We start from the raw sequence: 12,721 nt of genomic DNA on the forward strand, positions 1-12,721 counted from the left end.
CTGATCCTGTCCGAGTTTATGGGGCAACTCCACTCCCAGCTACAATTGTTCGCGCGGTGGCACGCCTTGAACACATAAGGACCAGCCACCGTGTTGTCGCAGATTCCGATATGGTGAGGCCATCGCAAAGGCCTTGCCTGATGTTGAGCAGGTCGATGATCGTTGGCACCTGATGGAGAATTCCAGCCGAGCGTTTTTCGATGCAATCGGCAAGTCGATGCGTAAGATCAGGCAGGCGATCGGCAGCAATGTCGTTGATCCCAAGCTTTTGACCTACGCTGAGAAACTACAGTACGAGGGATATCTGCGCCGCCAGGAGACGAACGAGGCGATCCTGGAGCTGTCGAAGAAGTGAACGTTCCGGAGTTAATGGTTGCCCGCGCGGCCATTGGTGACTTCCAATCCATGATCCGCTCCAGGCATCACGAAAGCTCGACGAATGGCTTGAAGCTGCGAAGAAAAGTCTGGTCGGATCGTTTGCTGGCGGAATTGAAAAAGACCTCACAGTCGTGAGAAATGCGATCATCTCGCCGTGGTCAAATGGGCAGACTGAGGGTCAGGTCACACGACTGAAGCTCATAAAACGCCAGATGTACGGGAGAGCGAAACTCGATCTGCTGCAGACGCGTTTGATTGGCGCATCGTAGGGGCTGCACAGCAGCAAAAGTGCGTCAGAGCCAATTCTCAATGGAAATATCAGGCCACGCCGGGTCAGTTCTCAGTGGCAATCAACAGAGAAGCCTTTGCATGACGCAGGGGCGCTCGGGTGCCTCCTAGCCACTCTCACCTTCAATCAGGTTCATTGGCCACACCTTGCGTTTGATAGCATTGGGATAGTGCACCTTATATTCCGGCATGACCGACAACAGGCCCTCGGCAAGGCTTATGCCAAGATCGCGGAGAGAAAGGCTGAAGCAGGTAAGGCTTGGTTTCAGGAACTGCGCCTGCGAACTCTGTCGGCCGATGATGGCAATGTCCTTTCCGGGCATCAATCCACCCTCCTCGAGCCCGCGATAGAGTCCCGTCACCAGCGTTTCGTTGACGAGGACGACAGCAGTCGGACGGGGGTCGCTGGCCATGATTTGGTGAGCCACGTGATAGCCGCCCGTTTCGCTCGGCGTTGCACGAAAGATGTGATTTTCTGCCAAACACAGCCCGTGCCGGCCAAGAACCTCACGAGAGCGCTGGACGAACAGATGACCAAGATTGAGATCGCCATGCGGCCAGATCAGGCCGATGTGCCGGTGACCGTTCTTCACCAACCTTTCGATGGCGACGTCCGCCATGCCCTCGAAATCCAGATCGATCCAAGGCTGCCCAACATCGGTCTGGCTTCGTCCCAGCGTGATGAATGGAATATTACGTCTGGCAAGAAGTTCGAAACGGGCATCGTGAAAACGGGTGGCGGAAAGAATGATGGCGTCAGCAAAACCGCGCGCAACGACGCGCTGGAGATAGGCGTCCGGGTCTTCGTCGGATGAACAGAGCAATGCTACCAAATCGAGTTTATGACGGGCAAAGACGGTCTGAACGCCATCAAAGACACTCATGAAGAAGGTGTCGCCCTGCCCGGTAATCTCAGGACCCGTCTGCATCATAAAACCAATGACACCGGTCGATCCCTTGCGCAAAGAGCGTCCCGACTGATTTGCGACATAGCCTAACCTGTCGGCCGCTTCGAGCACACGGCGACGCGTCTCTTCGTTCACATCGGCTTTTCCATTCAACGCACGTGAGACCGTGCCGATAGAAATATCAAGATGTTCTGCCAGTTGGCGAATGCCCTTCATAAAGTGCCTTTCCGCAGTTCTAAAGCGATTTTGGAAACAGTATTGACAAAAACGGGCTCCTGTCCATAGTGTCGTAAACGTTTACGGGGAACCGGAAGAGGAGTTTCGGTTGCCGTATCAGGAGGATTTCAGTGACATACAACGCCGTTTTGTGTGGATGCGGAGCCATGGCCAAAGGCTGGCTTAGAGCGTTGCAGACCACACCGCAAATGCAACAGTCAGTCACCATCGTCGGTCTGGTCGATCTGGATCGGAATACGGCGCAGGCAATCGCTGACGAGTTCAATCTTCATCAGGTCGTCATCGGGACTGATCTGCCCACCGTATTGGCCGACACAAGGCCCGATATTCTCTTCGATGTCGTTATCCCAGTCGCCCGCCATTCGGTCGTCACTACCGGCCTTGCCCATGCTTGCCATGTGCTGAGCGAAAAACCGATGGCGACTTCGATGGAAGAGGCAGAAGATTTGCGCCGCGCCGCCAGAAAAGCGGGCCGTATCCACGCAGTCGTTCAGAACAGACGCTTTATTTCAGGCGTGCGCCGCATGCACCGACTGGTGGAAAGCGGTGCCATTGGTTCGGTTACCGGCATTCATTGCGATTTCTTTCTAGGCCCGCATTTCGGGGGCTTCCGGGAAAAGATGGACAACGTCCTGCTTCTCGACATGGCTATTCACACTTTCGATGCCGTACGCTTCGTTTCAGGTAAGTCGCCCCTATCGGTCTATTGCCTCGAAACCAATCCATCAGGCTCGTGGTACACCCACGGCGCCGCAGCTAATGCCATTTTCAGGCTGTCCGATGAGGTGGTCTTTACCTATCGCGGCTCCTGGTGTGCCGAAGGCGAACGTACAAGCTGGGAAAGCGCCTGGCGCATCGTCGGCTCAAAAGGCATGCTGACCTGGGATGGCGAAGAGACCTTCAAGGCTGCCGTCGCCGGGACCGAGCCTGGGCTCCTGCATGGTTTTACGCCCATCGACGTGCCGCCCCCGGAAAAGGACGAGGAAACACATGGCCATGTCAGCGTGATTGCCGATTTCCTCGACGCCATCAGTTCCGGGCGCGAACCCGAGACAGTCAGCCACGACAATATCAAAAGCCTGGCCATGGTGCTTGGCGCGATTGAAAGCGCCAAGTCGGGCCAACCCATCGACATTGCAGCATAGGGACCGCGACATTGAGTTATCAGCAGGGACAGTCCATTCGCATCGGCACCATGGTCAGTGCCTCCAAGGGCCAGGCGGCTGAGCGCATTTCACAGATCGCCGACATGGGGTTTGAAAGTTTCGAGCCGTTTTTCTGGCAGACGACCAATGGTCAAGACATCGCGGATCTCGGCAAGCGATGCCGCGATGCCATTGGTGACCGCGACATCACGATCTCGACGATCGGCATGTTCGGCAATCCGCTGGAAGAAACCGACATGGACCTTCAGACCCTCCAGGGCTGGAAAGATTGCATCGACAACGCGCACCACTTCGGCGCAACCTGCGTTGCCGGTTTCACCGGTCGCATCCGTAACAAGCCATTGCCCGACAGCCTGCCACGCTACAAGCAAATCTGGAGCGAGCTTGCCAAACGCGCGGCCGACAAGGGTGTGAAGATCGCCTTTGAAAATTGCGCGATGGACGGCAACTGGGCAACTGGTGACTGGAACATCGCGCACAACCCCGACGCCTGGGAGCTGATCTTCAACGAGACACCGGAAGACAATATCGGTCTTGAGTGGGAGCCGTGCCATCAGATGGTCTACCTGATCGATCCATTGCCGCAGATCCGGAAATGGGCTTCGAAAATCTTCCACGTACACGGCAAGGATGCGACCATCCGCTGGAACGTTATCCGTGAACACGGCATCTTCGGCAAACATCCGTTCGTGTTCATGCGGACACCGGGTTTCGGTGACAGCAACTGGACGGACATCATCTCCGAACTACGGCTGGCAGGCTGGTCTGGCTCCATCGACATCGAAGGCTGGCACGACCCGGTCTATCGGGATGCACTGGAAATGACCGGTCAGATCCACGGCCTCAACCATCTGAAGCAGGCGCGTGGCGGCAGCTTCGTCGTCGATTCGGTATAAGTCGGTCAATCCGAGGGACTCCCACGGAGGAGGTTGGCGTCCCGGCTCATGGAAATAGGGATAACCACAAAGGAGGAGAATATGGGTATCCGCACGTATATGATTGCTGTTGCAACGGCGCTTGCAACGAGTACTTCACTCTTCGCGCTCGGCGCGCAAGCAGAAGACGTCAAGCTGACGCTGTGGTCGCTCGACCGCGACATTCAGCCTGCCCCCAATCTTATCAAGGAATTCAACGCCCAGAAAAACGGCATCGAGATCGAGTATCGCCAGATCCAGTTCGATGACGTCGTCAGCGAAGCGATGCGGGCCTATTCGACAGGCAACGCACCCGACATCATCACGATCGACAATCCCAATCATGCAATGTTCGCGTCGCGAAAAGCCTTTCTTGATCTCACCGAGATGATTGCCAAATCGACGGCTATCAAGCCGGAGAATTATTTCCCCGGACCGCTCGCCTCCGCCACCTGGGACGGAAAATATTACGGCGTGCCGAAGGCTACGAACACAATCGCGCTCTACTACAACAAGGACCTGTTCAAGGCCGCTGGTCTCGATCCGAAAAAACCGCCGCAAACCTGGGATGAGTTGCTGGAAACTGCCAAGAAGCTAACAGACCCGTCCAAGAATGTTTACGGCATTACTTTCTCGGCTAAGGCCAATGAGGAAGGCACCTTCCAGTTCCTGCCTTGGGCGCAAATGGGTGGCGCAACCTACAAGTCCATCAATAGCGAGGGGGCCGTCAGGGCGCTGACGATCTGGAAGCAATTGCTGGACGGCAAAATGGCGTCTCCTGACACGTTGACGCGTAGTCAGTGGGATGCCACGGCAACTTTCAATGCGGGCAATGCCGCCATGGCCATTTCCGGCCCTTGGGAAATCGACCGCATGCTGACGGATGCCAAGTTTGACTGGGGAACCGCGCTTTTGCCGGTGCCGCAGCAAGGTGCCGAGCGCTCTTCCGCCATGGGCGACTACAACTGGGCGATTTTCTCCAACACCAAGCATCCGAAAGAGGCGTTCAAGGCGCTTGAGTTCTTCGCCTCCAAGGACGTCACCATGTACAAGGATTTCGGCCAGATCCCCGCCCGTTCCGACCTGCCGATCCCGCCGACCGGAAATGTGCTCAAGGATGCGGCCCTCAAGACCTTCGTGGAACAGCTGAAATATGCCAAGCCACGCGGCCCTTCGCCGGAATGGCCGAAAATTTCCAAGGCGATTCAAGATGCCGTCCAGGCAGCGCTGACCGGTCAAATGGAGCCTAAGGCAGCGCTCGATCAGGCTGCCGAGAAGATCAAGCTTATCGAAGGCTAAGGCCAACGTCTACGTCAAGAAACCGATGGCATTCGTGCCATCCACCTTTTCCTCCCGGAAGGAGCTGCTTGATGCTTCGGTGTCTGGCAGCTCCTCGCCGGTTCATATGAGGTTTCTATGAAAAGGATACTTTCCAGCATCACAGATGGGCGAGGGTTCGACATCGGTCTGATCGGAGTACCGTTTATCTTTCTGTTCATCCTGGCGGGCTTGCCCTTGCTCTACAACATCTTGATGAGCTTTCAGGAAGTGGACATGTTCAGCCTTGGAAGTATCACCAGGCCGTTCGTCGGCTTCAAAAATTACGTCGATCTTTTCGAACAACCTGAAACCCTGCTCATTTTTTACAATACCGTCATCTTCGTGGCTGGCTCTATTGCCGGTCAATTTCTCGTCGGGTTTGGGCTTGCCCTGTTTTTCTGGATGGGCTTTCCAGGCTCCTCGTGGCTGCGAGGCCTGTTTCTTGTGTCCTGGGTCATGCCGGGGCTTGTCGTCGGCGCGATCTGGAACTGGATCCTTTCCGGTGATTTCGGCGTACTCAATTTTTTCCTGCGCGAGAGCGCCCTGATCGAAAGCAATATCTTCTGGCGCTCCGACCCCAATTTCTCCCTTTGGGCCGTCATCCTTGCCAATATCTGGCTCGGAACCTCCTTCAACATGATCTTGTTGTCGGTAGGTCTGTTCGCCATTCCCGATGATCTTTATGAAGCGGCAGAACTCGATGGCGCCAATGCGTGGCAGCGTTTCTGGACGATCACCTTGCCCATGATGCGCTCCACGATCGGCGCAATCATTTCGCTTGGGCTGATCTTCACCCTGCAACAATTCGACCTATTCGCCGCCATTACCGATGGCGGACCGAACAATTCCTCCAACGTTGCCCAATATTGGGCCTGGGATCTTTCCTTCCGGCAATATGACTTTGGCAAGGGAGCGACGATTTCGGTCATCATGACTGTCTTCGTGATGTTCGCAGCCATCGTCTATGTGCGCTCGACACGTCATGAGGTGCGCGGATGAGTGAAACCGCTCGAGATCGATTGATGCTCGCCATCGCCCTCATCATGGCGGCGATCTATCTTTTTCCGCTTTACTGGATGTACATCACGGCACTGAAAACCGGCTCGGAAATGTTCGCCAGCCCGCCTAGCTTCTGGCCATCGACAGCGCAGTGGAACACCTTTGTCTATGTCTGGGAAAGCCGCAATATGGGCCGCTATCTGTGGAACTCGACATTCATCGCCTTCGGCTCAGTGGCGCTGATCGCCGTTCTCGGCACCGGCTGCGCCTATGTGCTGGCGCGTTATCGTAACGGCTGGGTGGATGTGGGCCTTTTCCTCATTCTGATGCTACAGGTCTTGCCCGCATCCTTGATGATCACCCCGATCTTTGTCGGGTTTTCACAGGTCGGATTGCTGGACTATCCGCGCTTTGCCGTCATTCTGGCGATTGCGGCAAAGAGCATGCCGTTCTTCGTGGTGCTGGTGCGGGCGACCTTCATGGCGGTGCCAATGGAGCTTGAGGAGGCCGCGTTGGTCGATGGCAACTCCCGCATCGGCGCTTTTTTCCACATCGTGCTGCCGCTTGCCCGAAACGGTATTCTTGTCAGCGCCATTCTCATTTTCATGCAGGCATTCGGAGAGTTCGTTTACTCGAAGTCGATAATTCAGGACATCGAATTGCAGCCCGCAAGCGTCGGTCTCAACTCGTTCATGGGTCCAAACACCAGCGAATGGAACAACATAATGGCCTATGCGACCATGTATGTGACCCCGATCCTTGCGATTTTCATCCTTTTGCAGCGCCGCATCGTTTCCGGCCTCACATCGGGAGCTCTCAAATGACCAATCAAATCGAATTGTCGGGCGTCAACAAATATTACGGCGCCTACCACGCGCTCAAGGACATTGACCTCACCATCCGCAAAGGTGCCTTCGTTGCCCTTGTTGGACCATCCGGATGCGGCAAGTCTACGCTGCTACGCTCACTCGCCGGGCTTGAATCGATCTCCACAGGCGATCTCGTTATCGCCGGTGAGCGAATGAACAATGTGCCGCCGCGTAAGCGGGATCTGGCGATGGTGTTCCAGTCCTATGCGCTCTATCCACACATGACGGTTGAGGAAAACCTCACCTATAGCCTGCGCATCCGCGGCACCAAAAAGGCAGAGGCGAAGAAAGCGGCCGAGGATGTGGCATCCATTACCGGCCTTTCGAACCTGTTGCATCGTTATCCTCGGGAGCTTTCCGGCGGACAACGACAGCGCGTGGCGATGAGCCGAGCCATTATCCGCAACCCAAAGGCCTTCCTGTTCGACGAGCCCCTGTCCAACCTCGACGCGGCCTTGCGCGTCCATATGCGCAAGGAAATCAGAGCGCTCCATGACCGGCTCGGGGCAACATCGGTTTATGTCACGCATGACCAAATCGAAGCGATGACGATGGCCGATCATGTAGTAGTCATGCGCCAAGGCGTGATCGAGCAGCAGGGGCAACCGCTTAAGCTTTACGACCGGCCCGTAAATCGGTTCGTTGCCGGATTTATCGGTTCACCAGCCATGAACTTCATTCCGGCTACGGCAGGGCCAGACGGAAAAAGCCTCATCCTTGATCTTGGCCAGCCTCAGACCATTGGTCTGGACCGTGCCATTCCTGCCAATCGCAAGCTCGTAGTCGGTTTGCGACCCGAACATCTCAACATTGCCGAGGATGGCAAAGGGGCACTACAAGTGCCCGTCAGTCTAGTTGAATCGACCGGCTCCACGACTTACATCACCACCGCGACGATACCAGAATGTGTCGTGGTCATGAATGGACGTGCTTGCATAACCAGCGGCCAGACCATCGGACTTGATTTCCAACAGGAACATATTCATCTGTTCGACGCGGAGACGGATATACGGATTGAATAATCGAAGCTTCTGGTGAGTGCTCTTCGCCCCATTGTTCGCTATGTTGCTCGCGGTACGAGCATGGGGTCCGATGGCTAGGCCTGATCAAGCGCCTGTCAGAAAGCCTCGATCTCGGCCAGACAATGTGGGGACTATCACATTCACTATCCCTCCGGGGCTGCGATCGGCCGCCTTGACCCAATACGAACCGTCGTCCCGGCACTGCGCAAAAAGCTCAGCGGCCCGCGTATGCTGGCCGCTGAGCTCACATAAATCTCTTCATCAAATGGGCTGAGTGAGTCCTCCGATCAAGTTCGGAAGGCTATGCGTCGTCCGAATGAGATCCGCCGCCCGCTCTCCAATGACAACGCAAGGCGCCATCGTATTACCGGTGGTAATACGCGGCATGATCGAGGAGTCTGCAATGCGAAGGCCATCGACGCCGTACACCTTGAGCTCGTTGTCGACCACAGACATGCTGTCGCGTCCCATCTTGGCTGTGCAGGACTGATGCCAATAAGTGACGGCGGAACGCCGGATAAAGTCGATCATCCCCGATCTGTCGCGCACACCGGGAGCCGTCTCACCTGTCACCAGCGGCGTGAAGGCATTGCTATTTCCGAGTTCTCGACACAACTCGACCGCGGCCAGGGCGGCAGCCATATCTTCCGGCTCACTGAGAGAATTTGGCTCGATCAGGATGGAGTCGTTTATATTGGGGCCGGAGAGCCGCAACCGGCCACGGCTTTTTGGCTGCGCAAGCCCTGAAAACATCGTCCAGCCATGTTCCGGCGTTTCGAGGCCCGTCTCAATCGGTGACGGCACAGCGAACTCCAACTGGCACTGAAGAATGTCCGGTTGGGCAAGACGCGTATCGCTTTTCCAGTAGAGTTTTGCTTCGCAGCCGCCACCACCGACGGCTTCCGGTTTTCGATATGCCCAGGTGCAGCCGAATGCGAGGTGATCCTGATGATTGCGCCCAACGCCAGGTAAGTGTTGAACCACGGGAATGCCGTGGGCTTGCAGCTCATCTTCCGGACCTATGCCAGACTGCATCAACACTTTCGGAGTGTTGATTGCGCCTAGCGACAGTACCGTTTCGCAACGCGCGGTGAATTGACGTCGCTGATCATCGACGAGAACCTCGACCCCCGTCACGCGCTTGCCATCGAAGATGAGGCGCGTGACCAGTGCGTCGGTCAGCACAGTCAGGTTTGGGCGCGATATGAGCGGGCGGACATAGGATCCAAAGACAGACTCCCGCTTGCCATCCCGGATCCGCAGTTCAGCGAGAGATGCGCCACCCGGGCCCTCCATCATTTCACCGTTCGGGCTATCGTAGACGGGAATGCCGATAGTGGATGCCGCACGCAACAAGGCCTCTGCGATCGGTTGGGGCGCCTGCGGCTGCGCTACATAGGCCGGTCCTCCCACGCCGCGACGCGTTGGGTCCGGAGCGCCCTGCCAATCTTCGATCCGGCGATAGTAGCCGAGGATAGACTGATAGCCCCACGCGTCATCGCCGGCTTCAGCGGCAAAGTGGTCCCAATCTCCCTTGTGTCCTCTGGCCCACACCATGACATTGATGCTCGAACCGCCACCGAGCCCTTTGCCCATGCTGAGAGGAAGACGTCGACCGTCTAGGCCAGGTGCCGGTTGTCCGACAAAACCCCAGTCCCGGATCGAGCCGAGATTGAGCGGCCACTGCGCAGGGTTTGTAACGGTCTCGACCGCATCGTCCCCGCCTGCCTCGAGCAGGAGGACGCTTGCGTTTCCATCCTCTGCCAGTCGCGCGGCAACAACGGAGCCACTGGACCCGGCGCCGCAGACGATGAAGTCGAAAACATCACCGACCTCGCTCTGAGGAATGGACGGATTTTCGGGTGAATTCTGGTCATGACTATTCCGCTTCACGTGGTTACCTCCGTGAATGTTTTGGGGGAAATTGCGAAAACGCTGGGGATCCCGAGGGCGAAGCCGCGCAATGGATCTCAGCCAGCGATCGTCGGCCTTTGCGTGCCCGCTCTGGCCCCGCGGCACCTGGTTGGACAGACCTTGCTAGCCGTCATCGGGACAGTGTGGAATGTCCCGATGACGCGGTATCTATCATTTCTACTTTGCCGAGACGGCCTTGGCGGCCGCATCAATGGTATCGGCAACCACCTTCGGCTGCGTCATGAACAGGGCGTGGCTTGCCGACACCTTGGTGATCTTGGCATTGATACGCTCTGCCATGTGGATCAGCATGGCCTGATCGAATGCCTTGTCCTCGGTCGCGATCACAGCCCAGCTGGGCTTGGTGCGCCAGGCAGCATTTTCGAGCTTCGTGCCGAACGCCGACATGTTGATCGGGACCTGTGCATCCCTCATCAACGCAACGTCGGCATCGCTGACGTCATGCGCAAAACCGGCCTTGAACTTCTCCGGGCTGACATATCCAAAACCATCCTTCGTGGTTTCGATGACGAACTCAGATGCCGGAGCAAATCCTTCGTATTGTTGAGCCGTCGTTTCGCCGGCATCTGGGGAGAGAGCGGAGACATAGACGAGGCCTGCAACCTTTGCATCGACGCCGGCTTCTGTGATGACAGTACCACCCCACGAATGCCCGACCAGAATGACCGGACCATCCTGTCGCTCCAGCGCCCGCTTGGTGGCCGCAACGTCGTCTGCCAGAGAGGTCAGAGGGTTCTGGACGATGGTGACGCGATAGCCGCGCTTTGTCAGATTGTCGTAAACACCCTTCCAGCCGGAGCCGTCGGCAAAAGCACCATGGACGAGCACGACATTTCTGACGGACTGGTTTTGAGGAATGGTGTCGGCGGCGTTCGTCGGCAATGCAACGGACAATGCGGCGGCAGCTGCGATTGCAGCAACAGTGGTCGTGGTCTTGCGTGTCATGGCTATCTCCTCGTTAATTGCGATAATTGTTATCGCGATATGCATAAGTTGTCAGACTTTGGATTTCTCGTCAAGATAATTCTTATCGCGATATTTAATTTTGGTATTGCATGGGCTATATGGAGGTCTACAGGAGCTCACAATGACCGAACACCATAACGACCCGCCCCCTCTGCACGACCAATTGTGCTACGCAATTTACACAGCGGGCATTGCCATCCAGCGTGCCTACAAGCCTCTTCTTGACGAATTGGGCCTGACGTACCCGCAGTACCTCGTACTCAATGTGTTGTGGGGCGAGGACGGGCAAACGGTCGGTGCCATTGCCAACGCCCTTGCCCTGGAATCCAGCACGCTGACGCCGCTTCTAAAGCGCCTCGAGGTATCCGGCCTGCTGCGTAGGACCAGAAACCTGAGCAACGAGCGCCAGGTGTTGATTGCATTGACCGACGAAGGCCGGGCATTGCAGCACAAGGCAGGCTGTCTCAGCGACACCTTGCTTGCTGCCTCGACCCAGACACCGCAGGACTTGGCCGCTCTGAACCGCGACGTGCGTTATCTGCGTAACGCGATCTATTCCCAGATCGGCGGCTGGGACGTGCCAGCCTGATCTGGAGGTGCTGCGCTCAGGCCGTGGGGACTGTCCCTCCATCAATCGTGTATTCTGTACCGGTGATCGAAGCAGCCCGATCGGAGGCGAGGAAGGCAATCAGGTTTGCGACCTCTTCCGGCTTTGCCGGACGCCCCAGCGGAATGCCGCCCAGCCCGTCCATGATGATCTTTTTGCCGCCCTCAAGGTCTGTTCCGGCCTGCTTCGCCAAGCGCTCTGCAAGGTGGACCGAAGCTTCCGTTTCGATCCAGCCCGGCGACACCCGAACGACACGAACACCTTTGGGCGAAACTTCCTTCGACATCGCCTTGCTGTAAGTGGAAAGCGCTGCCTTGGCCGCAGCATAGGCCGTCGTCGATTCTGGAAGCGGCAGGACTCTCTGGATGGATGTGACATGCACCACCACGCCGGCTCCTCTGGCGACCATGTCCGGAACCAGTTGCCGATCCAGGCGAACGGCTGGAAAGAGGTTGAGCGACAGCTCCTTATGCCAGTCGTCTTCCGACAGTGCAGAAAATCCACCGCCGGCCGCTGAAGAGCCACCCAGCATATGGACGATGACGTCGACGCCGCCAAGGCGCCGCCGCGTGGCCTCTGCGACGATTGCACATCCCTCTTCGGTGGTCAGATCCGCCTCGACGAACAGCTCTTCCGACAGGCTTTCCGGACGGGCCCGAGCGGTTGTCAGCACCTCTACGCCGAGCTCTCGAAACAGGCTGACGGTCGCAGCGCCCGCCCCCTTGGTTCCAGCCGTGATGAGGGCCCGTTTGCCTCTCAGATTGAGAAAGTCGGTCATTTCAGGATCTCCAGTCTGACAATCTTGTCGTCCTTGATGGTGAAGGCGTGAGTGAGCACCAACGGGCTGCCGGGAAACTGGCCGCTCACCCTGGCTCGGACGAGCGCTTTGTCGCCTTCCACGCTGGATTCCACAGGTTCGGCAACGTAGTGAGTCGCCTCCTTCGCTGCCACCCACCATTCGCGGATTGCGACGGCGCCCCGATGGCGAGCTCGCTCGTCTTCGACGACGGCTTCCATCGCAAAGGTGTTCAACAGCGTATCCGCGTCGCCGCGGCTGTCTGCGTCAAAGTACATGTTCACAATATCGGGCATATCCATCCTGTTTCTCCTCA

Annotated in this window: 14 protein-coding genes; 9 read left to right on the top strand and 5 right to left on the bottom strand. The window is 57.0% G+C overall.

The features are described 5' to 3' along the window. Positions 1–133: 133 nt before the first annotated feature. Positions 134–355, top strand: a complete 222-nt coding sequence (locus HFC70_RS26905) for a hypothetical protein (RefSeq protein WP_246735618.1) — start codon at positions 134–136, stop codon at positions 353–355. 109 nt (positions 356–464) lie between these two features. Further along, a complete protein-coding gene (locus HFC70_RS26910; RefSeq protein ID WP_246735639.1) occupies positions 465–647 on the top strand; it encodes a transposase in 183 nt (60 codons plus the stop codon). A 126-nt stretch (positions 648–773) separates the two neighbouring features. On the opposite strand, the gene HFC70_RS02740 is transcribed toward HFC70_RS26910, so the two are convergent. Further along, entirely contained in the window at positions 774–1,790 is a 1,017-nt protein-coding gene (locus HFC70_RS02740) for a LacI family DNA-binding transcriptional regulator (protein ID WP_168471645.1), read from the bottom strand. 131 nt (positions 1,791–1,921) lie between these two features. On the opposite strand from HFC70_RS02740, the gene HFC70_RS02745 reads away from it, so the two are divergent. From HFC70_RS02745 to HFC70_RS02770, 6 genes are all read left to right on the top strand, one after another. Beyond that, positions 1,922–2,956: a Gfo/Idh/MocA family protein gene (locus HFC70_RS02745; protein WP_168471646.1), complete on the top strand. Its 1,035-nt coding sequence runs from the start codon at positions 1,922–1,924 to the stop codon at positions 2,954–2,956. Between the two features lie 50 nt (positions 2,957–3,006). Next, entirely contained in the window at positions 3,007–3,873 is an 867-nt protein-coding gene (locus HFC70_RS02750) for a sugar phosphate isomerase/epimerase (RefSeq protein WP_168471647.1), read from the top strand. Positions 3,874–3,954: 81 nt separating this feature from the next. After that, on the top strand, positions 3,955–5,190 hold the full coding sequence (locus HFC70_RS02755; RefSeq protein ID WP_168471648.1) for a sugar ABC transporter substrate-binding protein: 1,236 nt from the start codon (positions 3,955–3,957) through the stop codon (positions 5,188–5,190). A 117-nt stretch (positions 5,191–5,307) separates the two neighbouring features. Further along, positions 5,308–6,210: a carbohydrate ABC transporter permease gene (locus HFC70_RS02760; protein ID WP_168471649.1), complete on the top strand. Its 903-nt coding sequence runs from the start codon at positions 5,308–5,310 to the stop codon at positions 6,208–6,210. Next, complete coding sequence (locus tag HFC70_RS02765; protein ID WP_168471650.1) at positions 6,207–7,034, top strand: carbohydrate ABC transporter permease; 828 nt, start codon at positions 6,207–6,209, stop codon at positions 7,032–7,034. Before HFC70_RS02760 ends, HFC70_RS02765 begins: the two co-directional genes overlap by 4 nt. Further along, complete coding sequence (locus tag HFC70_RS02770) at positions 7,031–8,101, top strand: ABC transporter ATP-binding protein (protein WP_168471651.1); 1,071 nt, start codon at positions 7,031–7,033, stop codon at positions 8,099–8,101. The genes HFC70_RS02765 and HFC70_RS02770 overlap by 4 nt, the downstream gene beginning before the upstream one ends. Positions 8,102–8,362: 261 nt before the next feature. Here the strand turns inward: HFC70_RS02770 and HFC70_RS02775 are convergent, their stop codons facing one another. Both HFC70_RS02775 and HFC70_RS02780 read right to left on the bottom strand, forming a co-directional pair. Then, positions 8,363–9,994: a GMC family oxidoreductase gene (locus HFC70_RS02775; protein ID WP_168471652.1), complete on the bottom strand. Its 1,632-nt coding sequence runs from the start codon at positions 9,992–9,994 to the stop codon at positions 8,363–8,365. Between the two features lie 198 nt (positions 9,995–10,192). Beyond that, positions 10,193–10,981, bottom strand: coding sequence for an alpha/beta fold hydrolase (locus tag HFC70_RS02780; RefSeq protein WP_168471653.1), 789 nt, complete (start codon positions 10,979–10,981; stop codon positions 10,193–10,195). A gap of 142 nt (positions 10,982–11,123) precedes the next feature. On the opposite strand from HFC70_RS02780, the gene HFC70_RS02785 reads away from it, so the two are divergent. Further along, positions 11,124–11,591 (top strand): MarR family winged helix-turn-helix transcriptional regulator, encoded by a 468-nt coding sequence (locus tag HFC70_RS02785; RefSeq protein WP_168471654.1) that lies wholly within the window; start codon positions 11,124–11,126, stop codon positions 11,589–11,591. A 16-nt stretch (positions 11,592–11,607) separates the two neighbouring features. Here HFC70_RS02785 and HFC70_RS02790 read toward each other — a convergent pair whose 3' ends face one another. Next, positions 11,608–12,387: an SDR family oxidoreductase gene (locus tag HFC70_RS02790; RefSeq protein WP_168471655.1), complete on the bottom strand. Its 780-nt coding sequence runs from the start codon at positions 12,385–12,387 to the stop codon at positions 11,608–11,610. Next, positions 12,384–12,707 carry a nuclear transport factor 2 family protein gene (locus tag HFC70_RS02795; protein WP_168471656.1) on the bottom strand — a complete coding sequence of 108 codons (324 nt, stop codon included), beginning with the start codon at positions 12,705–12,707 and terminating at the stop codon, positions 12,384–12,386. The genes HFC70_RS02790 and HFC70_RS02795 overlap by 4 nt, the downstream gene beginning before the upstream one ends. Positions 12,708–12,721: the final 14 nt, after the last annotated feature.

This window comes from Agrobacterium sp. a22-2 (genome assembly GCF_012276985.1).
Classification (GTDB): Bacteria; Pseudomonadota; Alphaproteobacteria; order Rhizobiales; family Rhizobiaceae; genus Allorhizobium.